A 26390-nucleotide genomic window follows, 5' to 3' on the forward strand; every position below is an offset into this window, starting at 1 on the left:
CCGGATCTCCTCGGTGCTCACATCGACCAGTGCGTCGGCCGCCGGTCCCAGCGGTGGGCGCGCAGCGCTTCGAGCAACTGCGCCGGCAGCGGCGCCGATCCGGACACGCGCAGGTTCGAGCGCACGTGCTCGGGGCGGCGCATGCCCGGGATGACCACGGAGACGGCGGGGTGGTGCAGTGCGAAACGCAGTGCCAGTTCCGGCAGGGTCTGCTCGGCGGGGACGAGGCCGCGCAGCGCGTCGACACGTTCGATGGTGGGCGGCAGGTTCTCCGGCCCGAAGTAGACGGCGCGCCAGTCCTCGGGGGGAAACACGGTGTCGGCGCTCAGGTTCCCGGTCAGCGAACCCTCGTCGAAGGGGACCCTGGCGATGATCGCGATGCCCTCCTCGATCGCTCGGGGGAACAGCTCGTCCTCGGGGGCCTGGTCGAAGACGTTGTAGATGACCTGGATCGCGTCGACCAGCCCGGTGTCGAGCGCGGCGAAGCAGTTCGTCGGCTCCCAGCGGTTGACGCTGATGCCGAATCCGTCGATCAGGTCCTGCTCCTTGAGCAGGGTGACGGCCTTCTGCCAGGTGGGATCCGCGGCCCAGCGGTCCTCCCAGACGTGGAGCTGGAGAAGGTCGATCCTGTCGACGCCGAGGTTGTCCAGGCTGCGCCGCGTGTAGTCGAGGATGTGATCGAGGGGGAAGACGTCCTCGATGGTGTCCTGCGGGCGCGGTGGCCATTCGCGGTTGAGCGGGGGAACCTTGGTGGCCAGCCGCATTCCCGCGTCGGGGCGGCGGTCGCGCAGTTCGCCGAGCAGTTCCTCGGACTTGCCGCGTCCGTAGGCCCAGGCCGTGTCGAAGAACGTACAGCCCATGTCCACGGCCAGATCGAGGGCGTCCGGGGCGATGTCGTAGTCCCAGCCGGTGAATCCGCCCGGGCCGCCGCCGATTCCCCACATGCCGTAGCCGACCTCGCCGACCCTCCAGCCCAGGCGTCCCATGGTGCGCCGGCGCATCGGCGTCTGTTGCTCGTTGACGACCATCGGTCGCTCCTCGTCATGCACCGACAGGCTCCTTCGGGCGGGTGTGCGATGTGGTGAACAGGGCGGGGTTGTCCTGCAGAAGGTTTTCGAGCACGTCGCGAAGAGCGGCCTCGTCGTTGCCGCGGCCGGCGGCGCGGTGCTCGAAGACGGCGAGCAGCGCGCCCAGTTCGGCGTCCCCGGCCGCCGCGGCGGTGCGCAGCCGGGACAGGAACAGCGAGCAGGACACCCGCTCCGCGTGCGCGTCGGCCAGTTCGTCGAAGTGCACGCTGCCCGGGCTGAAGAGGTGAACGGCACGTCCGTGCGTCGCCGGATCCCGGATGGCCTCGACGATGGCCCGGGCGATCGTGTCCAGCGGGCTGTAGTCCGACCGGATCCTCGCCCGGGGCACAACGCCCAGCCGCTCGAAGGCGGTGAGCAGCAGATGGGTGAGCGCGGTCGGGTTGGGTACGGCGGTGGTATCGACGGCGGGCATCACCTCGCCCAGGCGCAGCACCGTCACGGGCAGGTCGTCGGCGGCGTGGACGAGCCGCTCGGCCACCCACTTCGACAGGCTGTAGCCGCTCGACGGCGGGGTCACGGCGGTGATGTCCACGTCCTCGGACACCGGGTGGCCGACGGCCAGCGCGTGGTCGTGCAGGACACCGAGCGTCGAGATGTGGTGCAGGGGGATGCCGCCGGCTTCGCGGGCCAGGCGGATCAGCTCCGCGGTGCCCAGCACGTTGGGCTCGCGGTGCATGCGGTAGTCGTACAGGAGGTTGACCAGGGCGCCGCCGTGCACGATCAGGTCGCACTCCTCGGCGAGCCGGCGCCGGCGGGCGTGCGTCAGCCCGAAGTCGGGGAGGGCCAGGTCCCCGGCGACCGCGGTGATCCGGCCGGCGTACCCGGTGTGGTTCAGGCCCTGCGCGGACAGGGCGTCCAGGAGCCGTTGCCGCGCGTGGGCATCGTCGGTGGCGCGGGTCAGGCAGAGCACCGTCAGGTCGGTGCGTTCGAGGAGTTCGTGGAGCAGTCGGGTGCCGACGAACCCGGTCCCGCCGGTGAGCAGCGCCGTGCGCGGGGCCCGGCCGCGCCGCGCGGGACGGGGTGCGGGCTTCGCCACGAGGCCGGCGAGATCGGTGGCGACCAGGTCGGCCGAGGACGGTATGCGGTCGTGTCCGCGCTGTGTGATCAGTCGGCGCAGGCCGCTTGCCGTCGGATGTTCGACCATGTCCCGGACGCCGATGTCCGTGCCGAACCGGTCGCTCAGCTCCACCACGGCGGCGACCGCCTGCAGCGAGTTCCCTCCTGCGGCGAAGAAGTCGTCGTCGGCCGCGAAGTCCGGGCGCCGCAGGGCGGTTCGGAGAATCGCCAGCACGGGATCGGCACCGACGGCGGCGGGCGGCGCGTCGGGCCGCTCGACCCGAAGGGCCAGCCGTCGCCGGTCGATCTTCCCCGCCTCGGTGAGAGGCATCTCCGCCACGACCACGACGCGTTGCGGGACGCCGGCGCGAGGCAGCCCGGCCCGCAGGTGCGCAAGCACCGCCTCCTCGGCCGCCGTTCCGGTGATGACGAGCAACAGCTCACGCTCACGGTTCTCGGCGGACCCGGTGACCAGCGCGACGGCCTGGCGAACTCCCTTGCAGGCCAGAGCCACGTTCTCGATCTCGCCCGGCTCGACGCGTACTCCGCCGATCTTGATCTGATGATCGACACGTCCGCCGAAGTGGAAGCGGCCCTCGGCGTCGAGGTGCCCGAGGTCACCGGTGCGGTACATCCGGCCGAACGTCGGGGAATCGAAGAAGCGTCGCGCGGTGCGGTGCGGTTCGCCGTGGTAGCCGGCGCCCACACAGGCGCCGCCGATGACGATCTCACCGGTCGCTCCGGGGGGCACGGGCCGCCCGTCGACATCGACGACGACGGCGACGCAGTTGTCGATCGGCCGGCCCAGTGGGATGTCGTCGCCGTCCTCGGTCGTCACCTCGTGGAAGATCATCCCGATCGACGCCTCCGAGGGTCCGTACGCGTTGCTGACCCGCAGTCCCGGCAGCAACTTCCGCAGAGCCCGCACATCCTGCGGATTGATCTGCTCGCCGCCGACCACGAGGTGTCGCAACGAGCGCAGCCGCTCGACCGTCGCCGGCCGCCGCTCCAACAGGGTCAGCAGCGCGCCCAGCACCGCCGGCACGAAGTCGGTGACGGTCACGGCGTGGGTGTCGATGAGGTCGATGGTGTGCTGCAGATCGAGATGCTCGCCGGAGGTGGGAACCACGGTCGCGCCGCCCGCGGTCAGCGGCCAGAACAGTTGCCAGAACGCCGAATCGAACGTATGCCGGGTGTTCTGGAGCACCACCTCGCGACCCGGCGGGGGACCGAACCAGCGGTCCATGAAAGCGAATCGATTCGCCAGGCCGCCGTGCAGGTTGACCGCGCACTGGGGAGTTCCGGTCGTGCCGGAGGTGTAGACGCCGTAGACGACGTCGTGCGGTGCCGGATCGGGCGTGTCGTCGAAGGCCAACTGCGCTTTGCTGTCGCTGAGTTCGATGCGGATCGTCCGGTCGCGATGGGCGGCGGGGGCGGCGGCCGGGTCGGTGCACAACACCACGGGCGCGTCGAGCAGGTCGAGGGTGTGCGCGATCCGCGCGGCGGGCCAGCGGGGGTCGATCGGTACATAGCCGATCCCGGCCAGCATCGCGGCGGCCCACGACACCGGCAGGGCGAGGCCGTCGGCGACGAGGATGGGTACCAATGCGCCGGCTTTCGGTGTGGCGGCGCGGATCCGGGTGGCCACGGCAGCGGCGTGCGCCACGAATCGGCGGTAGGTCAGCGTGCCGTCGGCGGCGTATACCGCGACGGCATCCGGAAGTGATCGGCTGACGGCCAGAATCCGTTCCGGGACACTGCGATAGGGGCCGTGGTCCACGCGTTTTCCCGCGAGCGGGCCCAGCACCGCCGACTCGGTGTCCTGGGACAGTGCGGCGACCTCGCCGAGGTCCAGGTCCGGTTCGGCCAGTACCGCGCCCAGCAGTTCGCCGAGCATCTCGGTGACCGCCGCCGTGGCCCGCTCCCACACGTCGCCGGGAGGACATCTCAGTTCCACCGACAGCCGACCGGCGGAGTCGATCCGTGCCCGCACGGTCGGCCCGGCCGTGTCGTCGGACGCGTCGTGCGTATGGACGGCGACGGCCTTCGGGTCGAACGCCGGTGCGCTGAGGGTCAGTTCCCGTCCCAGTCGTCGGGCGACTTCCGCCAGTGTCCGGACGGCGGCGTCCGCCAAAGAAATGTCGGGCCTGAGAAGGACGGGATGCCGATGGCCCCGCCAACCGAGGTTCATGGCCCCAACGTAGGTCGCCTCAGGGATCATTGGTGTGACGGGAAGTTGGCATCCGCTCGACGATGATCTTAACGATGATCACGATTCCCCTACTACGCAAGCGAGTTGCGCATAATGGCGGGTCATGGACATCGGTGTGGCGGCAGCCACGGCACGAGCGAGCGCACAACGCGCCGGCACGAAATCCGGCGTGCGGATCCGGATGTTGGATTCGACGGCGAGCAGTCACGCCTGCGCGCGCTTCCTCGGCGAGGTGTGGCAGACCGACCCGGACCGCCCGCCGCTCGCCGGTGACGTCGTCAAGGCGATGGCGGACGCCGGGAGTTACGTGGTGGGTGCGTTCGACCAGGCGGACGGCGACGACCGGCTGCTCGGAGCGTGCGTCGGCCTGTGGGGCCCACCGGGCCGGCCCGGAATGCACAGCCACATCGCGGGCGTCCACGTCGCCGCCCGCGGGCGCGATGTCGGCTACGCGCTCAAACTGGACCAACGCGCGCACGCCCTGGAGCACGGCGTCGATCACATCACCTGGACCTTCGACCCGCTCGTCGCCCGCAACGCCCACTTCAACCTCCACAAACTCGGCGGCACGGCGGACACGTACCTGCCCGACTACTACGGCCCCCTGTCGGACGGGCTCAACGCCGCCGACGAGTCGGATCGGCTGATGCTGCGCTGGGACCTGCGCGACGAGCGGGTCGTGGCGGCCTGCGACGAGGACGGCGGCCAGGCGCCCGCACGCGCTCCCGTCGCGGAGGAAACGGTCCTGGTCGCCATACCGCCCGACATCGACCTCCTCCGGCTCCGGCAGCCGTCCGTCGCCCGTGACTGGCGCCTGGCCCTCCGGGACACCCTGGGCACCCTGCTGGCCGACGGCGCCCGACTGGTCGACTTCGACCGCGCGGCATGCGGTTACGTACTCACCCGAGGCGAGGGACGATGAGGATCGAGCACGTCCGCCTCCGACGCGTCTCCCTGCCGCTGGTCAGCCCCTTCCGCACGTCCCTGGGCATCGAATACGAGCGCTCGGCGCTGGTGGTGCAGGTGAACACGCCGGACGCCGAGGGATGGGGCGAGTGTGTCGCCGGTGCCGACCCCGACTATTCCTCGGAGTACGTCGAGGGCGCCGAAGACGTCCTCCTGCGCCATCTGGTGCCCCGACTGCTGTCGGCCGACTCCGTGACCGCCCACACCGTGGCGCCCCTGCTGGCCGCGGTCAAAGGCCACCGCATGGCAAAGGCCGCCCTCGAAATGGCGGTCCTGGACGCCGAACTGCGCTCCCAGGGCCTGTCGTTCGCGGCCGGCCTGGGTGCCGTCGCCGACCGCGTCCCCAGCGGGGTATCGGTCGGCATCATGAACTCCGTCCCGGAACTGATCGACGCCGTGGCGGACTATCTGGCGCAGGGCTACCAACGCGTCAAACTGAAAATCGAACCCGGCTGGGACATCGCGCCGGTCCGCGCCGTCCGCGAACGCTTCGGCGACGACACCCTCCTGCAAGTCGACGCGAACGCCGCGTACACCCGTGCCGACGCCCGACACCTCGCCCGACTCGACGCCTTCGACCTCCTGCTGATCGAACAACCGCTCGACGAAGAGGACCTGCTCGGCCACGCCGCCCTCGCACGCACCCTGCGCACCCCGATCTGCCTCGACGAATCCGTGGTCTCGGCCCGCTCCGCCGCCGACGCCATCGCGCTGGGCGCCTGCCACATCGTCAACATCAAACCGGGCCGCGTCGGCGGCTACCTCGAAGCCCGCCGAATCCACGACGTCTGCGCCGCCGCCGGCATCCCGGTGTGGTGCGGCGGAATGCTCGAAACGGGTCTGGGCAGAGCCGGCAACACAGCCCTGGCCGCACTCCCGAACTTCACCCTGCCAGGAGACATCTCCGCCTCGAACCGCTACTTCGCCACCGACATCACAGAGCCCTTCATCCTGCAGGACGGCCACCTGACCGTCCCCAAAGCCCCCGGCCTCGGCGTCACACCCATCCCGACGGCACTGAACGCGGCCACCACAACAACAACCGAACTACACCGAAGGTGACCCCCGAGAAAACCACAACACCACACACGGGGCCCGCAACCCCACAGGGTGGTCGCGTCCAGGTTCCGTCGAGGTCAGACCGGTGGCATCAGATCGCTCTCGCCGACGGTGTATGACAGCGGGGGGTAGGTGAAGTCCGTTTCGTTGTTCTCGCGGCGCCGCAGGTGGTAGAACTCCTTCCTCTGCTCATCGTCGGCCGATATGAGACGCGCACCCTGCGAAAGGTACGCGTGTCCGTCGTGAAAACGAACGAAGGTTTTGGACGTGCGAAACGTGACGCCCAGCCATTGATTTTCCGTCTGTCGGTCGGGCGTGTCCAATACGATCTTGTGTTTGAATCGCCGATTCGAGTCGACGGAAAACACGACGATACTGTTGTGGGTGAGAGGAATCTCGAACTTCTCGCCACCGGGCGCCTTTGATGCGAAGATCAGCTTCCTCGGCGGGCTCGCGTCGGGATACCGGTAGCAGGAGAAGACGGCGATGAACGAATCGTCGGCGAGATCGAGGGCCTGGTCGGAATGGCTGCCCATGGTTGTGTAGGCGCTCGTGTAGATCTCGATGAGAGCGTTGTTGAGATCGGCGGAAAGCGCCGTGCGCTCTTGAATCCGTTGTGCCAGCCGTTCGTGCACCGCTCGGAAACGCTGCGCCGGGTTGTTGTATCGAGTGGTGGTGCGTACGAGGGCTACACCACCGGCCTCGTCGACCTTGGTCAGTACGGCGCCTCGCCGGCCTTTTCCGACGTCTTCCCAATGAACCGACGCGGACAGCTCCGCGAAGAGATTCTTTTCGGTGGACAAAGTGCATGAGAGGATTTCGTCCGGGATTCTAGACTCGCGGGGCAACGTAGTCTCCCGTGTTCATGCTGAAAAGAAACTCGTCACCGTAGTCGATGAAGGACGTGGTCCGGTTCTCCTCCGCGTACAGCCTGCGCAACTCGTCCATGCCGGCCGGTGTGGGCGGCGCCAGCTGCACCAGGTCTTCGGCCACTTTGAGGAACGTGTGGCCGTTCTTGTGCACGGCTTCGGCACTCGAACAGCGCACCACGTATCCCAGGCGGGTCGGGAGGAGTTCGGCGTCCAACGTCGAGGGCCGAATCTCGTGTGTATACAGCCGGTTGGTGGACAGTGGCATGAAGAATACCGAGCCGGGATGGAGGGTCAGGGTGAACCGCGAGGGGAGTGCCACCCCGTCGCGACCCTCCGTCGGCTCCTTGAGGTGAAAGCGGAGCCTGGTCAGGCCGCTGACGCCCTTCACGCCGTGGTCGAACGCGTCTTCGGCCAGAGGCTGCAGCTTGTCCAGCCCGTCGTAGAAAGTACAGAAGGCCATGATGCCGTTGGCCGGCATGTCCTTGGTCTTGTCGGCATGGGCCGAGATCTTGGCCTTGGACTGTTTGCGCTCGGCCGTGGCAAGGGTGTTGTGGTAGGTCTGAGCGAGGACGTGGTTCAGGGGTGCCTGGTCCCGGAAGACGGTGGCGGCCTCGCGGTTCAGGGCCTCGACGATGTGCGTGTCGGTCAAGCGAAAGTTCTCGGTCGGCCCCGAGAGATTCGTGGAGCACCGGAGCAGGCGGAAATGTAGTTCGTCACCGTTTTGTGCGACGGGCGTCAGATAGATGCCGCTGCGGTGGGCCGTTCCAGGCTTGGTGGACTCCGTCAGGGACTGGAACGCGTGCTCCGCGCGGATCCGCCCGAAGTGATCGGCGCCGAGTCCGAAAAAGCGGCGATAGTACACGCCGACGCCGTGCACCCGGAGGGGAACCCGGCCGAGGTCGACGAGCGTCCAAGGTTCGGCGACGTCCTCGCGGTAGCCGTGTGACAGCTCCCTGATGACGAATACCCGGGCAGCCGCGCGCAGTTGACGGCCGCTGATCCCGGATATATCGCCACACAGATAGACATTCCTCTGCGCGAGGTCGGGCGAACCGGAGGCAAGATCCTCCGGTGTGATCGTGGATCCGAAGAAGTCCCCGACCGAGTCGTTGTCGTGCAACACCGAAGGCGCGACCAGGATGTTGCCCGCATCCTCGATGCGGGCTTCCGCCGACTCCGGTGTGTACATCAACGCTACCCGCCGTTCGCAGAACCTGATGATTTGCTCAAAATCTTGATCCTCTCACGGGGGTTCGACGGCGGGCAACGGGCCTCGCACGCCGAAGCCGACCCGCCCCGGGGGCTCGTGGCCGTATCCGCGGGGAGCCATCCCCAGTAGCGTCGTCCCATGAACGACGAGATCACGGCCAGGGCGGGCAGGGAGTTCTACACATTCGACGGCCGGATCCTGGAGATCTTCGGCGGCTATCCGAAGCGCTTCCACATCCGGAACACGGCCCTGCGCGTCACGCCCCCCGACCGGAAGGGGAGGCGGACCATCGAGATCGTCGCCGGTCCGCCCGAAGCCCCGGCATCGCAGCACACATGGCACCTCTCGGCCCGGGAGTGGCAACAGGCCCAGGGCCTGGAAGCCCTACTGGAAGCAGTACAGGCGGCTATCGCGTCGACCCGGGACCACGAAGCCCAAGGGCGTTTCCCACAACAGTGACACCGGACCGGCCGCCCACGCACACGGCCCGCGCCCGAGCGTCGGCGGTCGAACCCGCCGGCGCCCCCGGCACCTCGGCACTTCGAACCGCCCTCACCACCTGGTTCGGCCCGCCCCGGCGGGGCTGACACACCCGAGTTCCTTTCGCCGGCGCCAAGTGGCGAGGACCCGCCGCTCCTTCGCCGGTTCCATTCCGTGTTCGTCGTGGCGGGGGTGTGCCACGGCGGGGTCGCCGGTGGTCATCCATGCCCAGGTGTCGTGGATGGTCTCCTCGATCGGACGGCAGGAGAATCCGGCGGCACGCGCGCGCTCGCCCGCGATGGTCCACGTCCGGGGTCCGGGCTGCCACAGGGGCAACTCGGTGAAAGGACTGATGCCACAGCGCCGCAGGAGGCCGTCGTCCACCCACGCGAAGGAGGCCGTGGAGCCGGTGGTCAGCCGGCAGGCGTGGAGCATTCGGGCGAAGGTGAGCGATCCGTCGAGGGGCGTGGTGAGGTTGAACGACGTGTCCTGCGAGCGCGCGGCCACGTCGAGGGCGAACGCGGCGATGTCGCGCACATCCGTGACCTGCACCTGCCGGTTCGGATCCCCCGGGGCGAGTACGGTCCCGCCGCGCCGCACGCGCCGCAGCCACCACGGCAGACGGCCGACGTATTCGTACGGGCCGACCAGGACGCCGGCCCGCAACATCGTCGACCGGTCGCCGAAGACGGAGCGCACGGCGCGTTCGCAGCCCGCCTTGAGCTCTCCGTACCGTTGCGGCGCGAACGGCCGCACGGAACCCGGCGGTGAACCGGTGGCGTCCGGTGGGCAGTTCCGGATCGCCGACTCGTCGCTCACATGCCGCTCGGGCCAGTCGCGGTAGGCGGCGGCGCTCGACACGAACACGTAGCGGTCGACGGCCTCGTGGAGGCTGCGCGCGCCGTGCAGAACGGTGCGCGGGATGTAGCCGCTGGTGTCGATCACGGCGTCCCAGGGGCCATACGCCGACAGGCTCGGCATGGCGTCGGGCGACGAGCGGTCGCCGCGCAGGGCCCGGACGCCGGGTGTGTCGGGGCCCGACAGGCCGCGGTTGAACGTGGTGACGCACAGGCCGCGCCGGACGGCCTCCTCGGCCACGGCACGGCCGAGGAACCACGTTCCGCCGAGGATCAGCAGTCTCACGAGTGGATCGGCTCCGCCCGCGGCGGTTGTGTCGGGACGACGGGCGGCGCCGGCGCTTCGAGGTGGGCCAGTGCCTGGAGGTAGAAGTCGGCCATCCGCTCCCCGAGGGGCAGCGCCTCGTCGACGACGAGGCACAGTTGTGCCCTCGTGCCGTGGACGAGCAGGGCCGCCACGAACAGGTGACCGGGCGGCAGAGCGGGATGGAAGGCCACGAACTTCGGGTCGAAGCCCGCGCCGGCGGTGAACACGAGCGTGGTGCTGCCGCCGATCACATGCCGGGGATGCAGTTGCCGCCCCAGCAGCCAACCGCAGAGGCGGCCGGGCAGCCACCGCACGAGGTCCTGTGCCGCCGCGCGACGACGCCGCGCGGCGGCGCCTCGGGCGATGAGGTCCACCAGACGCTCCCGGGGTGAATCGCACGCGGCGAGCAGGGGCAATCGCAGGGCCAGCACACGGTTGCCCCACGACGGCAGGTCGTCGGGACGGCGGGCATCGACGGCCAGGAACAGCGCGGGCCGGCGCAGCCGCACTCCGGACGCCGCCGACCACCGGTGCAACATGCCGGTGAGCGCGGCGAGATGGGCCTCGTTCGGGCCGCCGCCGAGCGGCCGGGCCACACGCCGCAGGCGTGCCGTGTCCACGTGGGCGTACAGGAGACGACGTCGCCCCGACAGCGGTGTCGCCGCGCCCGCCCCGACGACGCTCGTCGCGGCGATCTCGCCCAGCTGCCGGCCCATCAGCGCGGCGGCCCGCACCACCCGTCCCGGCAGCGGTGCGGGCCGGCTCGTCCCGGTCGCGGCGGCGCCGATGCCGGTGCCGGTGAGCACGGTGCGCAGAGTGTGCGACGCCGCGCCGCCGTCCTGGCAGCAGTGGTGGACGCGGTAACACAGGCTGTAGCAGCCGGGTTTGTAGCCGTGGATCAGCGACAGGTCCCAGTCGGGCCGATCCCGTTCCAGCGGGCGGTCGAGCACGCGGGCCGCCACCGCTTCGAGGGGCGTGTCCCCGGCCACCTCGACCTCCACGACGTGCCGGGCGAGATCGAAGTGCGGGTCGTGGACCCACCGGGCGCGCCGTGACGAGCCCACGAGCCGGCAGGTCAGTCCCGGCAGAACATCGACGAAGCCCGCCAGCCACGCGCGCAGATCCTCCACACGCGGTGGGGCGCCCTCGAAATGTGCGATTCCCGAGACATCCGAGCGCCCCGGATCGCGCTCCTCCCATCCGAGGAACATGTGGTCGAGTCCGTGCGCCCGAAAACTGGGTGTCAACGTCACGACCGGGAGCGTACCAACTTTCATGCCGCATACATGACATACAGGACCAAATGGGCGAACAAGCGGCCCCTGACCGCAATCGCACCCGCACCGCCGGTGCGGTCGAGCCGCGTTCACCGTTCGGCCACGTGCTGCCCGGCGCACCGATCGCCCGCATCACCCGGGCCGGTGCGTCCGGCAACCGGCCGTGGCGCGTCGTCGGACGCTCACTCGATTCGGCGAAAGTCCCCCTCCTGCACGAGACTTCGCCGCAGCGGAACCGGCGAACCCGCGCGGCACACCGCCGAAGCGATACTCGCCACCGTGCCATCGCTGTGTGGTGTTGCAGAGTTCGGGGCTGCGCCGGCACCCTGCCTCGCCCGGCCGCCCTTCCGGCCCTCGTGGGAAGGTTGCGTATGACTTTCGACTGGACTGTTCCACCGTGGCAGCGGGACGAGGACCGCACGCACACGGCGGTGACCTTGAAGCATCTGCACGCACGGGAATTCGCCATGTCCTCGGACCTCGTGCGCGGCGACAACGCCGCCGAAGCGCTCGCCGATCTGCTCATGGGGCGCTCCGGTATGAGCGACATGATGTCGAGTCGCGGTTTCGCCTTCGTGGTGGTTCAACGCGGCTTCGGAACGATGCACATGAGCAGTCCGTGGCAAGACGAGGAAGGCGAATGGAACCTGTCCGCGAGTGCGGGAGACGCGGAGGTGACGATCTTCTCCGCGGCCGACACACGGGAGATGTTCATACGCCTGCAGGCCGCGTACCCCGACCGGTAGCGCCGACGATCGAGGGCATTGCCCCCGGCCGAACAGCGGCCGACGCCGAGGAGAGCCACCCCGGAGCTCCGTCCGGATCGATGCCCACGATCCACCGCCCATCGCAAGCCTCGCCCGCGACCGCCGCCCGGTCGCGTCGGGGCGGTTCCAGACCATCCCGAGCGAGTCGGCCCACCCGTCCCGCCGTCGGCGGGTCACAGGCAACTCCACGGGCGGTGGCCGCCTGCGCAGGTGGCGGGGGGCGGGGGGAACATCGGGGTGCGGGGTGGGGTGGGCTTCGGCTTGGTGCGCTCGGCCCGGTAGTGGGTCGTCACGGATGCGCGGACGACGAAGGGGTGCTCGGTGTAGGCGTGTTGCCAGCGCACGGGCTCGGCACGCAGGCCGCTCCCCCCGGGCGGACCGTATTGCTCGCCCGCCCCCGGAGGCGGCGTCGGGTCCGGGAAGCGCAGGTCCGGAACCGGTTGTGGCCGCGCCCAGGTCGTCGTGTCCGGCGTCAACCCGAGCCTTCGCGCCTCGCGCACGAAGTCGGCCGTCGACGTCGTGGGATCGTCCGCACCGTAGAAGTGCACGGCCGTGGAGGTGCAGATCACGCCCATCATGCCCGCCTGCGGCTTCGGTCGGGTCGTGGTGTCGCGCCAACACCGGTCGAATCCGAAGCGCTCGAACTCGGCACTCGCCGGCCGGCCGAAGACCCCGAAAGGCACCTCCAGATCGTCCCGGGCGCGCCTCTCCTCCGCGCGGTGCCGCTCGTACGCCTCCTTCTCCCTCTCGGCCGCCGCGAACTGCCGGTGGCACGCGTACAGTCCGCCGAGGACAGTGACGACCGCCAGGGTGATCACGGCCAGGACGAACCGGCCGAGCCACAACAGGCAACCACCCATCGGCCGCGTATCGGGGCGCGAAGACATACACCCATCGTGGCGCGCGACTCCGCACGGGTAAGCGCTCGTTGCACACTCGCAACCCGCTCCGCCACGCCACAACGCACCTGTTCGGATCGCCACCACCTGGGGCCCACTCGGCGAACCCGCCGCGCGGGTTCGGTGCTCAGTCCCAGACCAGGGACACGACCCGGTGGCCTTCGGGGTTGTCGGGAAGATCGGTGAACCGGTCGACCGGGTACACGAATCCTTCGATCACCCCGTCGGCGCACAACGATTCGTGATCCACTCGGCGTTCGATCTCCCGCGTCGAGGCGCTCGTGCACACCGCGACGGCCTCGGCCACGACGCCGTCGCGACAGACGAGGTCGTCATGCGGCTGCACGCGGATCCACGCGACGTCGGGCGCTTCTTGAAGAACACGCAACCGCCGGTGGATCTCCGCGAGTTCGGGACGTGCGTCGGCGCGACGGTCCACCTCCCATCGGTTCGGCGCGAGGGAGTCCTGCGCGTGGTTGCCCACGAAGAACTCGTCGAGCGTGAGCAGCGGGAGGGCTCCGCCGGCGGCCTCGGAACGGGCGATGAGTTCGATGGAGGTGATCACAAGGGCACCGTACGGCCACCGGCGCACGGCTCGACCGGACACCCCCGCATGATCGGCTCGCGCCGTCGGCGAGGGACGGCGTCGGGCTACCTGCGGAGCGCGGTGTGGGAGGGCAGTTCGGCGAAACGGTCGCGATACTCGCCGGCGAAGCGGCCGAGATGCGAGACGCCCCACCGGTAGGCGATCGTGCCGACGGGGTCGGTGGAGGCGAGGATGTTCTCCCGAATCCGGTCGAGCCGCAGGTTGCGGACGTAGACCATGGGCGAGAGGCCGAGCCTGTCGCGGAACGCGGAGCCGAGCGTCCGCGGGCTGCAGCCCGCGGCATCGGCGATGTCGCCGAGACTGATGTGCTCGGCGAGGTTCGCCTCGATGAACGCGAGCGCTGCCCGCAAGGAGCGCGGGTAGCCGGGTTGCGGACCGTCGTGCAACTCGCCGGTGTGGGAGTGCGGCTGGCCCAGGAGCAGGGCGGTGACCAGACAACGCACCTGGCTGCGCTGGAGCTCCTCGCGCCGGAACAGCGGGTCGCCCGAGTCCAACTGTTCGAGCAGGGAACCGACCAGCAGCCGCACCGTCCGGCCCTTGGACTCGGCCAGGTCGAGAGCGAAATCGAAGCGCACGGTGGACACCGGGGGACGTCCGGTCAGCGCGGCGAATTCCTGGTCGACCAGGGCGGCGGCGATCCGCAGCCCCAGGAACCGCGTCCTTTGGCCGCGCAGGGGGCGCAGTTCCTGGGTGTCCCCGGGGTTGGCGACTCCCGCCGTCGCCTCGTCGAGGCCGGCGCGCAGGCCGCCGCACGATGCCGAGATGGTGCCGGAGACACCGATGTTGACGAAGTACGAGCCGCGGTCACGGCCCCTGGTCGAGGCGACGCGCACGTCGAGTGGCGAGGCGAAGTAGCCCACCGCGAAGTCGTGCGCGGCGACGCCGCGCAGTTCGTGATCGCCGCCGCACAGCTCGTCCAGAGGCGATGTGGTGATCGAGCCGCCGAACAGGCGGGTGGCGGCGTTGAGCAGGTCGGCGGGGTTTCGGGATCTGGTGATGAGGTGGTTGCGCAGCGGGGTCGGCACGATGTGGGTTCACCTCCCGGGGGCCATTGTCGATCACGGCGGTCGGCGGAGTCGAGTCCCGGTGCGCGCCGGGGCGTGCGAACCGATGGCCGGTTGCCGCTTCGGCGGACGGCGCGGGCCGACGCGGCACACCGGGGCCGGCCGCGTGCCGGATCAGCGGTGATCCGTCGTCGTTGCCACGAGACGGTCGGCGAACCAGTCGGCGACCAGCGTGTGTTTCTCCAGCGGGTGGTTGTAGAGGCAGTGGTCACCGTCCGGCCATTCGTGCCAGGCCTTGTCCCGGCTCGCGGCGCCCTCGTACAGGGCGCGGGCGTTCTCGACGAGGAAGACGGGGTCCGGGGTGCCGTGCAGGACCAGGAGCGGGCAGGTCAGGCGGGACAGGTCGGCGGCGCTCAGACGGAACTCGGCCAGGGCCTCCAGCGCCCGGTCGGTGTCGGCGGCGCCGAGCAGCAGTCGGGCCTTGTCCGCCACGCGTGGGTAGCGCCGGGGAAATTCACCCGGGGTGACGGTCCCCCCGTTGACACAGCAGGCGTCGATGCGGTCGTCGTCGATCGCGGCCGCAGCCGCGAGGAAGCCGCCCATGCTGTTGCCCCAGATGCCGACGCGGTCGCCGAGCCCGCGGTCGCCGCCGAGCCAGGCGACCATGGCCGAGAAGGCCCCGGTGAAGTCGCGGCCCAGGGTCAGGCCGGTGAACAGCCTGCTCTCGCCCTGCCCGGGAGCGTCCGCCAGCAGAACCGCGACACCCCGATCCAGCAGGTGAACGGCACCGCTGTAGTACTCCTCGCGCCAGCCGTCGAAACCGCCGACGACGATCACGGTGGGCGGACGCGCGGTCCGTGGCCGCAACAGCCAGCCGCGCAGTTGTCCGCCGCCCCAGGGCAGGGACATGCGCTCGACCGGGGGATCGTGCAGAGCGCCGGCCCGCCCGAAGGCGTCGATGAGGTGCCGGTAGAGGAGGACCTTGTCCGGATCGCTGTCGGGCAGCGGGACCTGGCCGAAGCGGTAGCAGGCGGCTGCGGCGAGGTACCAGTCGCGGGCGGTCCGCCGGTGTCCGCACGCGAGGGCGGAATCGGCGCGTTCGGCATCGCGCAGACCCAGGGCGAGGGCGGCTCGGTGCCACGCCTCCCCCCGGTCGGCCCGAGCGTGCAGTTCCACGGCGTCCGCCCAGTCCATCCCGTTGCCCAGGAGGCGTTGCAGCGGCATGGCCCGCTTGTGCGCCCGATTGGCGGCGAGCACGTCGGGGTCGGTGGCCGCGCGGCGGTCGCCCATCATGTGGGCACCTTCGGGGTGTACCGGCGCAGTCGGTCGCGCAGGGAGTCGACGAGTACGCCCGCCAGGTCTGCGCGGGCCGCGCCGAAGACGTAGAAGTCGGGCCGTACGAGCGCGAGTTCGGCGTCGTGTTCGGTGAGCCATCGGGTGGCGTCGCCGTCCAGGTCGATCACGGCGCCGGGGGCCTTGGCGCGGGTGATGTGCACGACGCGGGTGTCCAGCAGCCGCAGGAAGGCGTGGTGCTCCGCGTCGAGGGGGAGTCGGTCGGGCGGTAGCAGACTCATCAGGATCCAGCCGTCGCCGACGACGTCGTCGAACAGGCCGGTGCGCTGCTCCCAGTGCACGCGTGGTTGTACGCCGAGGGTGCCGGCCGGTCCGGCCGCGGCGCCGTGTGCGTCGCGGTGCAGCAGCCCGTCCGTCAGTACCGGGAACGGCGCCGGCGGGGGCACGTCGCCGGCCAGAAACGCCCGGTCGCGCGCGGCGGCCCGCTCGGGGTCCGAGACGCACACGATGCGGCCCAGTTCCATCGACATGGTGGTGACCCGGTGCGCGTGCGGGCGGCGTTCGGCGGTGTACGTGTCGAGGAGGGAGGCGTCGTACCGCCCGCGCAGCACCAGGTCCAGCTTCCACGCCAGGTTGGCGGCGTCCCTGATGCCCGAGCACATGCCCTGACCCATGAACGGCGGCATCAGGTGCGCCGCGTCGCCGATCAAAAGGGCGCGACCGTGGCGCCAGGTGTCGGCGATCAGGGAGCGGAAGGTGTAGACGGTGCGCCGGATGATGGTGGCCTCGGCCGGGGTGATCCCCCACCGCGACAGCAGTTCCCGGCAGCGGGCCTCCTCGCTCATCTCCTCGGCGCTCTCGCCGGGCAGCAGCATGAACTCCCAGCGGCTGTGCGCGCGGCCGAGCCATCGGAACAGCGAGACCGGCCGCGCGGGGTCGCAGTACTGGGCCGCCTCGGGCATGTCGATCCGCAGGTCCGGATCCTTCGGCTCGATGTCGACGACCAGCCAGTCCTCCTCGAAGCCGAGGTCCTGCCGGCCGATTCCGGCGGCCTCGCGGACGGTGGAGTTGGCGCCGTCGGCCCCGATCAGCCAGGCCGCGGTGACGCCGCGAGTGGCACCGTCGGGCACCCAGGCGCCGTCGACGACGGTGCCGTGGGCGAGTGTGACCTCGACATGATCGTCGTGCCACGTGAACCCGGTGGCATTCCAACCCCAGTGCACATCCACCGAGGGCCGGCGCCGCACGGCGGCCAGCAGCGCGTCCTGCAGGTCCGGCTGGAACATGAGGTAGTCGGACCTCCAACCCGACGGGGTCGGCCGGCTCCAGTCCAGGTGCAGCAGCAGGTCGCCGTCGGCGTTGAGCCAGTCGTAGTCCCGGACGGGGATCGCGTGCGGCTCGAAGTCGTGTGCGGCGCCCGCGGACTGCAGGACGCGCATGGTCTCGTGGTCGACGTGACCGGCCCGGGGCAGCGGGTACGGCGCGGGCCAACGTTCGAAGACGCCGACCCGGTGGCCGCGCCGGCCGAGCAGCGCGGCCATGGTCTGCCCGACCGGCCCACAGCCGATCTGGATGATGTCGTAGTCCCAGGGCGTGCCGGGGTGGGATGTCATGTCGTCTCCAGTGCGATGGAACGGCACCACGGCCCTACCGGCGGGCCGTGGTGCGCGATTACGGCCCCTCGGTCAGCGGTTCGGCGTCCAGCAGCACGAAGAGGATGGTGCACGCGGCGTCGGACCGGTTGTCCCAGGCGTGGCTGGTACCGCGTTGGATCAGCACATCGCCCGGCCGCATGACGGTCTCGTCCGTACCAACGACGGCCACGATCTCACCGGCGAGGACGACGGCGTAGTCGAGCGATTCGGTCCGGTGCGTGTACGGCGCGCGGCCCGGCTCTCGCGGCCCGAACTCGACCACGCGCAGCGTGCCTCCGCCGGCGGGAGGCGGCAGCGGCACGTCGGGCCCGACCGGGTCGGCGTAGACGCCGCTGTTGCGCGGCGTCCCCCGGTGCACCCACAGGTTGGCCACCCGCGCGCCGGCGGTGGTCTGTACATGCGGGCACACGGCGTCCTCCACGATGGCCGGCCGGCCCGCGGGGGTGTGCCCGGTGACGATCCGGCGGACCTCGCGCATCAGCCGTTCCTTCCGTTCGTGCGCCGCCACAGGACGTAACTGGCACGGGCCTCGCCGCCCATGAGCATCGGCGGTGTGTCCAGCCTGAGCGTGTCGTCGTCCTCGAAGACGCAGACGCGCTCGAGGTCGATGCCCACGAAATTGGGAAAGGTGGCCATCCGGACGTGGTGCACCACGGTGTCGGTGGCCTCGTCGAGATCCCAGGTGCCGGCGTACGAGATGATCGAGCCGTACGCCGCGGCCTTCTCCCGCGAACTGCCGCCGTCGAGCGAGGCGTCGGCGAAGCGGGGCCGGTCCATCAGCGTCAGGTGGGCGCTCATCGTCGCCTCCGGGGTGTAGATCAGCAGGCCGGTGCAGCGCTCGGCCGGGCCGAGCGGCGGGTCGACCGGCCCGGCCTCGGTGAAGACCTTCCAGTCGGCCAACCGCCAACTGCCGACGAGCCGGAAGTACGCGGGTTCCACGCCGTTCTCCTTTGCGCTCACATCGGCGGGGCCGTGAACAGCCCCGGATCGACGTCGTTGTGGGACTTGGCGGCGATGAACTCGTTCATCTCCTCGGCCGTGCCCCATTGGTCCGCGTTGGCGGGGTCGCGCAGGTCGAAGACGTGCGGGTGCCAGGTGTCCTCGTCCAGGACCTCCAACTCGGTGGTGTATTCGACGGTGTTGCCCGCACGGTCGAGGAAGTAGCTGAAGGAGTTGTCACCGGCACGGTGCCGCCCCGGTCCCCACAGCCGCTCGACGCCCCGGCGCCGCATCCGGCCCGTGCCGCGCATGAACTCGTCGATGCCCCGCATCTCGAAGGAGGCGTGGTGGAAGGCCGCGTGCGGCCCGCGCACGATGCCGAAGCTGTGGTGAAAGTTGTTGCATCGCAGAAACCACATGATCTCGCCGCGGTCGCCCACGCACATCGTGTCCGAGAGACGAAACCCCAGGTGCTCGATGTACCAGGCCACCGTGGCCTCCGGGGTGGGAGAGTTCATCAGCACATGGGACAGGCGCACGGGAACCGACTCGCGGCGCTCGATCCTGCGGTGTCGACGGGCGGCGACGTCGGCGGAGACCTCGACCACGCGGCCCTCGTTGTCGAAGAAGCGGACCGCGTAGCCGCCGCCGGGCGTGTCCAGCGACCGCGGCTCGTGGACCAACCGCACGCCCTCGGCGGTCAGTCGTACGGCCAGCGCGTCGACATCGTCCGCGCCGGCGGCGCCGAAGGCGATCAGGTCGGTACGCTTGCGGGCATCCTGGCGCAGCCGCACCACGTACTGCTCCGGTGAGCCCTCGGCCGCGAGAAACGAGACGCCGGTGTCGCCGGCGGTCTCGGTCAGCCCCCACAACTCGGTGTAGAACCGGCGCTGTTCGGCGAGGTTCGGCATGGCGATGTCGATGTGCCGCAGGTGGGTGATTGCACTGCTGTTGTTCATGGTGCTCTCCTCTTCGAGCCCTGCCGGTCAGCTCAGTCGTTCGGTCAGCCAGTCCACGACGGTGGGCAGCACGGGCCCTTCGCCCATGTGGCCGCCGGGGAACATTCGGGCCGTCTTGGCGCCCCCGTGCTCGAGGGCCAGGAAGACGTCGGCCGAAGCGTTCTGCAGGTCGTCCCTGCCGTTGACCAGAAGCAGCGGGCAACACGGCATGTCCAGCACGCCCTGGTCGAGCAGGGACAACTCGGCGCAGCGGTCGACGTAGTCCTCGAAGGTGCTGCCGCCGAAGATGCGGGCCCTGGCCGGCATCAGGTCCATCAGATAGGACGAGGCGTCGCGGCTGCGCTCCTGCCATTCGGGCTGGAAGGTCAGGTGTACGCCCCCGCCCCAGTTGACGGCGGCGGCCAACCGCTCGCGATGGGTGTGGGCGAGTTTCATCGCCCAGTAGCCGCCGAACGAAAGCCCCAGTGCCGCCACCCGGTCGGCGTCCAGGTCCTTTTGCTCGCGCAGCCAGGCGAAGACGGGATCCCACTGCCGCTCGGCGTCCCGGCCGGCGTGCACCGGCGACTGCCCGACCCCGGGCATGTCGATGTGCAGGGTGGCGAACCCGCGTTCGCGCAGCAGTCGGCCGCGCGCGTAGCTCTCCTCCTTCCACACGTCGATCCCGCCCCACATCATCACCACCGGAGGGCGCACGGCTCCCGTGGGTGGACGTGCCACGAAGAACCGCAGCACGTCCCCCTCGCCGGCACGCCCGCCGAAGGGCAACGTCACGTGCCGAACCGGCACGCGCTCCAGCGCGGACACCCGGCCGAAGTACTCCACCGCTCGGTCGTACGCGTGCTGCTTCGCCGGGTGCAGCGGGGAGGGGTATCGGCCCAGGAACGCGAACTGGTACGCCTGCCACCAGTTCTCCAGCGCTTCGTCGCGGTCGCCGCTCTGCTCGGCCGTGCGCGCCCGGGCCGCGAAGACCTCCGCCCCGGCCAGCCAATGCCCGGCCCAGGACTGGGGATCGATGCCCGGAAGCGTTTCGATGTGCCGCGCGGCGGCATCGTGCCCGATGGCGTTGAAAGGGTTCTTGCGCTGCTCCAGGTGCTCGCGCAGCCACTGCCGCGCCTCGGGCAGGGTTCGGGTAGTCGTGGCGGACATCCGTCTCTCCTCGTCCGTCGCGCGAACGGCGGGTCGTCGAAGACGCCGTTCGCGCCGGTTGGTTACGCGGGCTCGGCCATCAGCCGGTGGCAGGAATCGACCAGCGGATACGCCTCGAAGTGGCGCCGCGCTTGTTCCAGGCCGACGATCGCCACCGAGGTCTCCACGAGCGTTCGGCAGCGCCGCGTACGCCGGCCGACGAACGCCCGAATCCCCGCGCCGACCGATGCGTGCCGCCCGAGTTCCCGGGCCAGCAGGAGGCCGTCCTCGACGGCCAGGGCGGCGCCGCTGGCCATCTGCGGTGCGGGCGCGTGCGCGGCGTCACCGATGACCACGCTGTTGCCCCGATTCCAGGCGCCCGCCAGGAGCGCCGTCAGGACCGGGCGGCGCACCACCGATGCCGACCCGGACACCATGGCGCGGATCTCCCGCACCCGACCGGGGAAGGGCTCCAGCAACTCCTGTAGGCGCGGGGCGAGTCGGGTGTCGGGCAGGACGCCGCGTTCCACCCCGTTCTCGGTCAGGAACACGTACGCCTGCGTGTCCGAGAGGGGCACGAGGCCGGCCGTGTCGGTCTTCCCGGCGAACTGGTGGATCCCGGTGGCCCACGGCGGGCGGGGTACCAGAGCCCGCCAGACCATCTGCCCGTGAAAGTCGAGAGAGGTCCGGAGCCCCAGCAGGTCCCGCGTCGTCGAGCGGATCCCGTCCGCGCCCACCAGCAGCGCCACCTCGCGGACCGTCCCGTCCGACAACCGCGCCCGGACCGCCTCGCCCTCCTGCTCCACCGCGGCAACGGTCACTCCGTGGCGTATCTCCACGCCGCACCGCTCGGCTTCCGCGCGCAGGATCCGGTGCAGTACGGGGCGCGCGATGCCGACCATCGCCGGCCGCCGCGCACCGATGAGCCGCGGCAGCCGGATCTCGTCCGCCCGCTCGCCGTTCACGTCCACGTGCGTGATCGTGTTCATGCCGAAGCCCTCGGCCACACACGCGTCCGCCAGACCCGACTCGTCCAGCACGCGCAGCGAAGGACCGGTCAGGCACAACCCCCACCCGGACGTCGCCTCCGGCGGGCCGATCTCCACGATCTCGACCCGCCACCCGTCGCGTGCCAGCGCGGTCGCCGCGGTCAGACCGGCCACTCCCGCACCCACGATCACGGCCGTCCGCGCACCGCGATAGCCGTCCATATACGCCTCCAGAGCGCCGATTTCCCCGGAACCCTAGGACGCGTCGGCGCTCGGCCTTATCCGAATCGGGCGGCGGCCATCCACCACCGGCAGGCGATCGTGCGAGCGGCTGATTCCGGGGGTGGGTGGTGGGGCGGTGGTTCCGGAAAACCGCGCCGAGCTTCCGCACCGGGCGCCACGCACAACCACCGGTGCTCCGGCGTCAACACCGCGTCGGTGACGACCCGCACGCCCGCCCTCCATCGGGTGCGCCACCTCCACCGCGCAGTCCGCGATCTCGCCCCATCCGTGTCGGACGAAACAGATCGCGGTCGCCTCGAAGAAGTCGACAACGACATCGAAATGAACCCGCCCCGCCGGCTCCACCACCCGATGACCGTCACCCCTGAACCCGGACCAACTCAGAGGCACGCCGGGGGTGCGGCATCGATCGAGAGGGTCGGTCTGTGCTTGGTGACCTGCGGATTCGGTCTGTGCCGGAGGGCGAGGCTCCGGCCGTGCCGGGCGCGGGCGGGTGCACGCCCGCGGCCCGGCGCCCTTCGTCACGCCGCGCCGGGCACGATCATCTTCGCCAGTTGGGCCGCGGCGCCGATCACGACGCCACCGCCCAGCGCGATCGACGCGATGCCCAGCACCATTCGACGCTTCACACGTGTGCGCACTTCCGCCTCCGGGGTGGGGGTTCGACGACCGAGCGTGGCGCGACCATCCTCGCGGGTGGCGGTGATCGACTCAAGACGCCCGATGGTGCGCTGCGAGCCGACGCGGGCGGGGACCGTTCCAGTGCCGGGTCGGGCCGCGCGCCCCTGTGAGGCGGGAACCTGACGCGGTACCGGAGGTCAGCGGCGTCCCGCCTTGATGGCGTCGACCACGTCCTTCGCCTCCTTGAGACTTACGCCGGTCTTCTCCCGGTGGACCTTGATCGCGTGCATCGTTTTGCCTTCGACCACGAGTGCTCGCACCTCGGCGAGGTCCGGGTCATCGTCCTCGACGCCAAGGTGTCGCAGGATCAGATCGAGTTTCTGCTCCACCCGGACGAGCCGGCTCTCCACGGTGCGATCAGTGCCGAACATCATGCCCTGAAGCCTAGTTCCAGGCCGCCCGCGGTTCGCACCACCCCCGCCGGATGATCGAACGCGTCAAGAACCAGGTGGCGTCGGTGCCGCTAGCGTGGCCGCATGGAGCGCAGCCCGCTGGACGAATGGCAAGCAATGCGTCGCGTCGCCGACGGCGTTCGGCGCGACGGCGCGTTCGAAGCGCGGACCTCCACGAAGGCACTCGCGGCCATTGCCGGCTGTACGGTGCCGTTGCTCGCGGCGATGGCGGGGTCGTTCGCGAGTCCGAATCCGGACATGCCCAAGGTGCTCGTCCCGGTCATGGCGGTGCCGCTGGTGCCCGTCGTCGTGTGGATCATCTGGCTGGTCGTGCCGCGTGTGCGGCTGCGGGTCGACGCGGACGGCATCGCGGTCCGCGGGCGGCGCGTCGTGGCGTGGGAGGACGTGGCCGAGTTCCGGACCGGGATCGCCGCGGGTCGGGCACCGCAAAGCTACGTGCTGGTCGAACGCGGCAGCGCCGCAGGTCCGCTCCCGCCCGTGAAGCTGCCGATTCTGCTCGACGTCGACACGGCAACTCTGCGCGCCGCACTCAACACCCTCCTCGTCGAGCAGCGCGAAGGAACCCGGCCCGGCCCCGGACCCGTCCGGCCGCGCCCGAGCCGGCCCTGACGCGGCCCACAGCCCTACCCGCGGTGGTTTCCCGGGCACGGTCCCCGAGGCGTACGAACACCCCCGTTACGGCACCGTCGGCGTCGTGACACGCAGGAGTCCGCGGCCACGACGACCGAGGTCGCGCGGACCCCGACTCGTTCCTCGGGCATGCTTCCTCGACTCGACCGCGGCGCGTCGGCGGTAGGGCTTACGGGTACACCGACAGCCGGGCGACCGCCCAGTCCGGAAGGGTTGTGTATTCGCCCGCGGTACCGGGGTTCGTGGCCGAATACCTCGCCCCGGGTACGTATGGCAGGCTCACACCGTTGGAGGAGTTGTTGTAGGACGGTGCCACAGTCGAGGTGGCGTGTGCGGCGCCCGAGAACGCGACCAGTCCCGCGACGGCGGACGCGAGCACGAACGAGGCGCGAACGGCGGTCTTCTTCTTCACGAGAATGCCCTTCGGTAGTACCTCGTGGTGCTCCCTCACTGTGGCGCGGGCCGGATCACGGCGTCATCCGTACGCAGCGCGGCACTTCTCCGCATCGGGCGCACGGCCCCGGCAGGAATTCGCGGCATGACCCTTGCGCGTGTTCCCACACAGCCCGGCCCACTTGTGCGACGTCCGGACCGGTCCCGGCATCGGAACCGGCCACCGGTGGGCGGGCAGCCGTCCGCGCCGCCCGTCAGCCTGCGGCGCGCGGACCGTCCGCGTCCCGAGCACGCGCTCGGATCTCGTGGGGCGCGGCGCCGTAGGCGTTGCGGAACACGCGGCCGACGTCGCCGGGCCGCATCCCCCAGCGGGCGGCGATCTCGCCGATCGTGCGATGACGCAGCGCGGGGTCGGTCAAGTCGGCGTAACAGCGTTCCAGGCGACGTGGGATCCACCACGTGCCGTCCTCGAACAGGGCCGGGACATCGAGACGCGCGGTGTCGATCCCGACCTGTTCCCCGGGCCGCAACGCCACCGTCGAGGTCAACCTCCGCCCGCCTTCGGTGCTCGGGGAATTGCGGCGACGATCCGCCCGTCGGTCCGCCCCACCCCACCGGCAGCACGCGTCGCGCGGTGGGCGTCCGGGCCCCACAATCCCCCCGGGACCGCGCGCCCGACACGATGTTCACCTGCAACCCTGAGGCCGCCTTCGACCGCGCCGCCAAACTCGCTACCGCCCACCTGATGCCCAAGGTCGGCTTCCTCAGCGGTGGGGGCCGGAAACGGAGCGTGGGCCACCGCGCCGGCCCCGACGCTACTCGCTGGGTTCGGGGGGCAGGTGGGACGTCCCCTTCGGTGTCGCCGGCACGTCGCGGGCGTCGCCCGGGGACGGGTGATCGGTTCGTGGGGTGAGACGGTCGGCTTCGTCGAGCAGGTAGCGGCGCTCGACCCCGTTGTCCGTCAGCGCGGCGGCCTCGCGGTACAGCGTCCTCGCGGCCGCCGTGTCGCCGATGGCATGTGCGAGGTGGGCACGCACCGCGCGTTCGCGGCGGCGAGTGAGCGGATCCCGATCCAATGCGTGGCGCCGGTTGAGGTCGTCGAGCAGCGCCCGCCCCCGAACCGGGCCGTACGCGCGTGCGACGGCGACCACCCGGGCCAGTCGCACCGGCGCGGTCGGGGCGAGCCGTTCCAGCCACAGGTAGAGCATCGCGATCTGCGGCCAGTCCGTCGCCTCCGGCGTGGCGGCCGCGGCGTGCAGCGCCGCGATCGCCGCCTGGAGTCGGTAGGGGCCCGTCTCACGGCGGTGCCAGACGCCGTCGATCAGGCGGGTGCCCTCGCGGATCAGATCGCGGTTCCACCGGGAGCGGTCCTGCCGGTCCAGCGGTATCAACGCGCCGTCGTCGCCGGTGCGGGCCGGCCGTCGCGACTCGGTGAGCAGCATCAGCGCCAGGAGGGCGGTCGCCTCGTCGTCGTCCGGCACCGCGTCGACGAGCATCCGGGTCAGCCGAATCGCCTCGCTCGTCAGCCGCGCGCGGGCGAGTTCGCCTCCTGCGGAGGCGGTGTAGCCCTCGTTGAAAACGAGGTAGAGCACGCGCATGACGGCGCTCATCCGGGAGGCCCGGTCCGTGTCGGTGGGCAGGGTGAAGCGGGCTCCGGCGTCCCCCAGTCGCCGTTTGGCGCGGCTGATCCGCGTCGCCATCGTCGCCTCGGTCGTTCCGTGGGCGTGCGCGATTTCGGCGGTTGTGAGGCCGGCGACCGCGCGCAGCGTGAGTGCCACCTGGGAGTCGGGGCTCAGCACGGGGTGGCAGCACAGCAGCAACAGGGTGAGGCCGTACGAGTGGATGCCCGGTGGGTTCTTCCTGAGCCGGCAGGTGGAACTCACCCAGTTCGGTGAGCCGGTCAGTGGCCTGGAAGTGATCGGGAACCTCCGTCCGTTCGGTGAGCCCGCCGGCGCGGACGTGGTGTCGCGGTATTACGACTCGAACGGCAACACGTTCGACTACGTCTACGAGCTCGTCGGCGACACACTCACCATCTGGGCGGGGGCGAAGGGCAGTCCGGCGTATTTCCGGGGCACCTTCAACGCCGACGACACGGTGATGACCGGTGAGTGGGTCTACCCCGGCGGAGGCGGATACACGTCCACCATGACCAGGGCCTGAGCCCGGGAGCTGCCCGGGGCCGTAGGCGGCGGCGCCCGCGTCGTGGAAGGCGGTCGCCGCAGGGGCAGGTGACGTGAATGGGGTGATACCGGTTGTGTGTTGCCGATTCGTTGTGTGATTCGTTCGTCGGTTTGGCCGAACATGCCCTCGGATCGGGGCTGTTCCGCGCATGATCGACGGATGCGCGCTCGTGGGGGGCGTGGCGGAGACGTCCGGTGGAGCCGTGACGGGCGTGAAGTGGGGATG

At 70.5% G+C, this 26390-nt stretch carries 25 protein-coding genes and 1 pseudogene; 6 read left to right on the forward strand and 20 right to left on the reverse strand.

Features of this window, described 5'->3' with window-relative positions; translation table 11 throughout:
* Positions 1-17: 17 nt before the first annotated feature.
* Together ACFRCG_RS17250 and ACFRCG_RS17255 are read right to left on the reverse strand one after the other, a co-directional pair.
* Positions 18-1049: an aldo/keto reductase gene (locus ACFRCG_RS17250; protein WP_380032315.1), complete on the reverse strand. Its 1032-nt coding sequence runs from the start codon at positions 1047-1049 to the stop codon at positions 18-20.
* On the reverse strand, positions 1042-4335 hold the full coding sequence (locus ACFRCG_RS17255) for an amino acid adenylation domain-containing protein (RefSeq protein ID WP_380032317.1): 3294 nt from the start codon (positions 4333-4335) through the stop codon (positions 1042-1044). Before ACFRCG_RS17255 ends, ACFRCG_RS17250 begins: the two co-directional genes overlap by 8 nt.
* Before the next feature lie 124 nt (positions 4336-4459).
* Between ACFRCG_RS17255 and ACFRCG_RS17260 the strand changes: the two genes are divergently transcribed.
* Together ACFRCG_RS17260 and menC are read left to right on the forward strand one after the other, a co-directional pair.
* Entirely contained in the window at positions 4460-5278 is an 819-nt protein-coding gene (locus ACFRCG_RS17260; protein WP_380032318.1) for a hypothetical protein, read from the forward strand.
* Entirely contained in the window at positions 5275-6384 is a 1110-nt protein-coding gene (gene menC / locus ACFRCG_RS17265) for an o-succinylbenzoate synthase (protein WP_380032320.1), read from the forward strand. The genes ACFRCG_RS17260 and menC overlap by 4 nt, the downstream gene beginning before the upstream one ends.
* 74 nt (positions 6385-6458) lie before the next feature.
* Here the strand turns inward: menC and ACFRCG_RS17270 are convergent, their stop codons facing one another.
* A complete protein-coding gene (locus ACFRCG_RS17270; protein ID WP_380032322.1) occupies positions 6459-7229 on the reverse strand; it encodes an alpha-ketoglutarate-dependent dioxygenase AlkB in 771 nt (256 codons plus the stop codon).
* Complete coding sequence (locus ACFRCG_RS17275; RefSeq protein WP_380032324.1) at positions 7213-8442, reverse strand: hypothetical protein; 1230 nt, start codon at positions 8440-8442, stop codon at positions 7213-7215. The genes ACFRCG_RS17270 and ACFRCG_RS17275 overlap by 17 nt, the downstream gene beginning before the upstream one ends.
* Before the next feature lie 159 nt (positions 8443-8601).
* Between ACFRCG_RS17275 and ACFRCG_RS17280 the strand changes: the two genes are divergently transcribed.
* The gene (locus ACFRCG_RS17280; RefSeq protein WP_380032326.1) at positions 8602-8922 is read left to right on the forward strand and encodes a hypothetical protein; all 321 of its coding nucleotides are present in this window, start codon (positions 8602-8604) and stop codon (positions 8920-8922) included.
* Positions 8923-9015: 93 nt separating this feature from the next.
* Here the strand turns inward: ACFRCG_RS17280 and ACFRCG_RS17285 are convergent, their stop codons facing one another.
* Both ACFRCG_RS17285 and ACFRCG_RS17290 read right to left on the reverse strand, forming a co-directional pair.
* On the reverse strand, positions 9016-10086 hold the full coding sequence (locus tag ACFRCG_RS17285; protein WP_380032328.1) for an NAD-dependent epimerase/dehydratase family protein: 1071 nt from the start codon (positions 10084-10086) through the stop codon (positions 9016-9018).
* Positions 10083-11360, reverse strand: a complete 1278-nt coding sequence (locus tag ACFRCG_RS17290) for a wax ester/triacylglycerol synthase domain-containing protein (RefSeq protein ID WP_380032330.1) — start codon at positions 11358-11360, stop codon at positions 10083-10085. The genes ACFRCG_RS17285 and ACFRCG_RS17290 overlap by 4 nt, the downstream gene beginning before the upstream one ends.
* 395 nt (positions 11361-11755) lie before the next feature.
* Between ACFRCG_RS17290 and ACFRCG_RS17295 the strand changes: the two genes are divergently transcribed.
* Positions 11756-12130: a hypothetical protein gene (locus tag ACFRCG_RS17295; RefSeq protein ID WP_380032332.1), complete on the forward strand. Its 375-nt coding sequence runs from the start codon at positions 11756-11758 to the stop codon at positions 12128-12130.
* Positions 12131-12324: 194 nt separating this feature from the next.
* On the opposite strand, the gene ACFRCG_RS17300 is transcribed toward ACFRCG_RS17295, so the two are convergent.
* From ACFRCG_RS17300 to ACFRCG_RS17350, 11 genes are all read right to left on the reverse strand, one after another.
* Positions 12325-13038, reverse strand: coding sequence for a hypothetical protein (locus ACFRCG_RS17300; protein ID WP_380032333.1), 714 nt, complete (start codon positions 13036-13038; stop codon positions 12325-12327).
* A gap of 139 nt (positions 13039-13177) precedes the next feature.
* Entirely contained in the window at positions 13178-13615 is a 438-nt protein-coding gene (locus ACFRCG_RS17305) for a hypothetical protein (protein ID WP_380032334.1), read from the reverse strand.
* 86 nt (positions 13616-13701) lie between these two features.
* A complete protein-coding gene (locus ACFRCG_RS17310; protein ID WP_380032336.1) occupies positions 13702-14682 on the reverse strand; it encodes an AraC family transcriptional regulator in 981 nt (326 codons plus the stop codon).
* Between the two features lie 153 nt (positions 14683-14835).
* On the reverse strand, positions 14836-15954 hold the full coding sequence (locus ACFRCG_RS17315) for an alpha/beta fold hydrolase (RefSeq protein WP_380032337.1): 1119 nt from the start codon (positions 15952-15954) through the stop codon (positions 14836-14838).
* Positions 15951-17567 carry a bifunctional 3-(3-hydroxy-phenyl)propionate/3-hydroxycinnamic acid hydroxylase gene (locus ACFRCG_RS17320; RefSeq protein ID WP_380032339.1) on the reverse strand — a complete coding sequence of 539 codons (1617 nt, stop codon included), beginning with the start codon at positions 17565-17567 and terminating at the stop codon, positions 15951-15953. The genes ACFRCG_RS17315 and ACFRCG_RS17320 overlap by 4 nt, the downstream gene beginning before the upstream one ends.
* Before the next feature lie 58 nt (positions 17568-17625).
* Positions 17626-18087: a cupin domain-containing protein gene (locus ACFRCG_RS17325; RefSeq protein ID WP_380032341.1), complete on the reverse strand. Its 462-nt coding sequence runs from the start codon at positions 18085-18087 to the stop codon at positions 17626-17628.
* Complete coding sequence (locus ACFRCG_RS17330; RefSeq protein ID WP_380032343.1) at positions 18087-18548, reverse strand: lipocalin-like domain-containing protein; 462 nt, start codon at positions 18546-18548, stop codon at positions 18087-18089. The genes ACFRCG_RS17325 and ACFRCG_RS17330 overlap by 1 nt, the downstream gene beginning before the upstream one ends.
* A gap of 17 nt (positions 18549-18565) precedes the next feature.
* On the reverse strand, positions 18566-19507 hold the full coding sequence (locus ACFRCG_RS17335) for a VOC family protein (protein ID WP_380032345.1): 942 nt from the start codon (positions 19505-19507) through the stop codon (positions 18566-18568).
* 27 nt (positions 19508-19534) lie between these two features.
* A complete protein-coding gene (locus tag ACFRCG_RS17340; RefSeq protein ID WP_380032347.1) occupies positions 19535-20653 on the reverse strand; it encodes an alpha/beta hydrolase family protein in 1119 nt (372 codons plus the stop codon).
* Between the two features lie 62 nt (positions 20654-20715).
* Entirely contained in the window at positions 20716-21843 is a 1128-nt protein-coding gene (locus ACFRCG_RS17345; RefSeq protein ID WP_380032349.1) for an FAD-dependent monooxygenase, read from the reverse strand.
* Between the two features lie 839 nt (positions 21844-22682).
* Positions 22683-22919 carry a hypothetical protein gene (locus ACFRCG_RS17350; RefSeq protein ID WP_380032351.1) on the reverse strand — a complete coding sequence of 79 codons (237 nt, stop codon included), beginning with the start codon at positions 22917-22919 and terminating at the stop codon, positions 22683-22685.
* Between the two features lie 102 nt (positions 22920-23021).
* Between ACFRCG_RS17350 and ACFRCG_RS17355 the strand changes: the two genes are divergently transcribed.
* A complete protein-coding gene (locus ACFRCG_RS17355) occupies positions 23022-23567 on the forward strand; it encodes a hypothetical protein (RefSeq protein WP_380032353.1) in 546 nt (181 codons plus the stop codon).
* A gap of 190 nt (positions 23568-23757) precedes the next feature.
* Here the strand turns inward: ACFRCG_RS17355 and ACFRCG_RS17360 are convergent, their stop codons facing one another.
* The 3 genes from ACFRCG_RS17360 to ACFRCG_RS17370 form a co-directional block, all read right to left on the reverse strand.
* Positions 23758-24000 (reverse strand): hypothetical protein, encoded by a 243-nt coding sequence (locus ACFRCG_RS17360; protein ID WP_380032355.1) that lies wholly within the window; start codon positions 23998-24000, stop codon positions 23758-23760.
* 235 nt (positions 24001-24235) lie between these two features.
* Positions 24236-24529, reverse strand: a complete 294-nt coding sequence (locus ACFRCG_RS17365) for a hypothetical protein (RefSeq protein ID WP_380032357.1) — start codon at positions 24527-24529, stop codon at positions 24236-24238.
* A gap of 267 nt (positions 24530-24796) precedes the next feature.
* A complete protein-coding gene (locus ACFRCG_RS17370; protein WP_380032358.1) occupies positions 24797-25864 on the reverse strand; it encodes an RNA polymerase sigma factor in 1068 nt (355 codons plus the stop codon).
* On the opposite strand from ACFRCG_RS17370, the pseudogene ACFRCG_RS17375 reads away from it, so the two are divergent.
* A pseudogene (locus ACFRCG_RS17375) lies at positions 25815-26144 on the forward strand (hypothetical protein); the annotation flags it as partial. The gene ACFRCG_RS17370 and the pseudogene ACFRCG_RS17375 sit on opposite strands and share 50 nt — an antisense overlap.
* Between the last annotated feature and the right edge of the window lie 246 nt (positions 26145-26390).

The sequence above is a fragment of the Embleya sp. NPDC056575 genome, assembly GCF_042793325.1.
GTDB lineage: Bacteria > Actinomycetota > Actinomycetes > Streptomycetales > Streptomycetaceae > Embleya.

What these genes read in the sequence shown, in the direction of transcription:
- ACFRCG_RS17255 (WP_380032317.1), bottom strand. Translation starts at nt 4,335, where the DNA reads ATGAACCTCGGTTGGCGGGGCCATCGGCATCCCGTCCTTCTCAGGCCC.
- ACFRCG_RS17260 (WP_380032318.1), top strand. Translation starts at nt 4,460, where the DNA reads ATGGACATCGGTGTGGCGGCAGCCACGGCACGAGCGAGCGCACAACGC.
- menC (WP_380032320.1), top strand. Translation starts at nt 5,275, where the DNA reads ATGAGGATCGAGCACGTCCGCCTCCGACGCGTCTCCCTGCCGCTGGTC.
- ACFRCG_RS17275 (WP_380032324.1), bottom strand. Translation starts at nt 8,442, where the DNA reads ATGTACACACCGGAGTCGGCGGAAGCCCGCATCGAGGATGCGGGCAAC.
- ACFRCG_RS17280 (WP_380032326.1), top strand. Translation starts at nt 8,602, where the DNA reads ATGAACGACGAGATCACGGCCAGGGCGGGCAGGGAGTTCTACACATTC.
- ACFRCG_RS17295 (WP_380032332.1), top strand. Translation starts at nt 11,756, where the DNA reads ATGACTTTCGACTGGACTGTTCCACCGTGGCAGCGGGACGAGGACCGC.
- ACFRCG_RS17300 (WP_380032333.1), bottom strand. Translation starts at nt 13,038, where the DNA reads ATGTCTTCGCGCCCCGATACGCGGCCGATGGGTGGTTGCCTGTTGTGG.
- ACFRCG_RS17315 (WP_380032337.1), bottom strand. Translation starts at nt 15,954, where the DNA reads ATGATGGGCGACCGCCGCGCGGCCACCGACCCCGACGTGCTCGCCGCC.
- ACFRCG_RS17320 (WP_380032339.1), bottom strand. Translation starts at nt 17,567, where the DNA reads ATGACATCCCACCCCGGCACGCCCTGGGACTACGACATCATCCAGATC.
- ACFRCG_RS17325 (WP_380032341.1), bottom strand. Translation starts at nt 18,087, where the DNA reads ATGCGCGAGGTCCGCCGGATCGTCACCGGGCACACCCCCGCGGGCCGG.
- ACFRCG_RS17335 (WP_380032345.1), bottom strand. Translation starts at nt 19,507, where the DNA reads ATGAACAACAGCAGTGCAATCACCCACCTGCGGCACATCGACATCGCC.
- ACFRCG_RS17340 (WP_380032347.1), bottom strand. Translation starts at nt 20,653, where the DNA reads ATGTCCGCCACGACTACCCGAACCCTGCCCGAGGCGCGGCAGTGGCTG.
- ACFRCG_RS17345 (WP_380032349.1), bottom strand. Translation starts at nt 21,843, where the DNA reads ATGGACGGCTATCGCGGTGCGCGGACGGCCGTGATCGTGGGTGCGGGA.
- ACFRCG_RS17350 (WP_380032351.1), bottom strand. Translation starts at nt 22,919, where the DNA reads ATGATGTTCGGCACTGATCGCACCGTGGAGAGCCGGCTCGTCCGGGTG.
- ACFRCG_RS17355 (WP_380032353.1), top strand. Translation starts at nt 23,022, where the DNA reads ATGGAGCGCAGCCCGCTGGACGAATGGCAAGCAATGCGTCGCGTCGCC.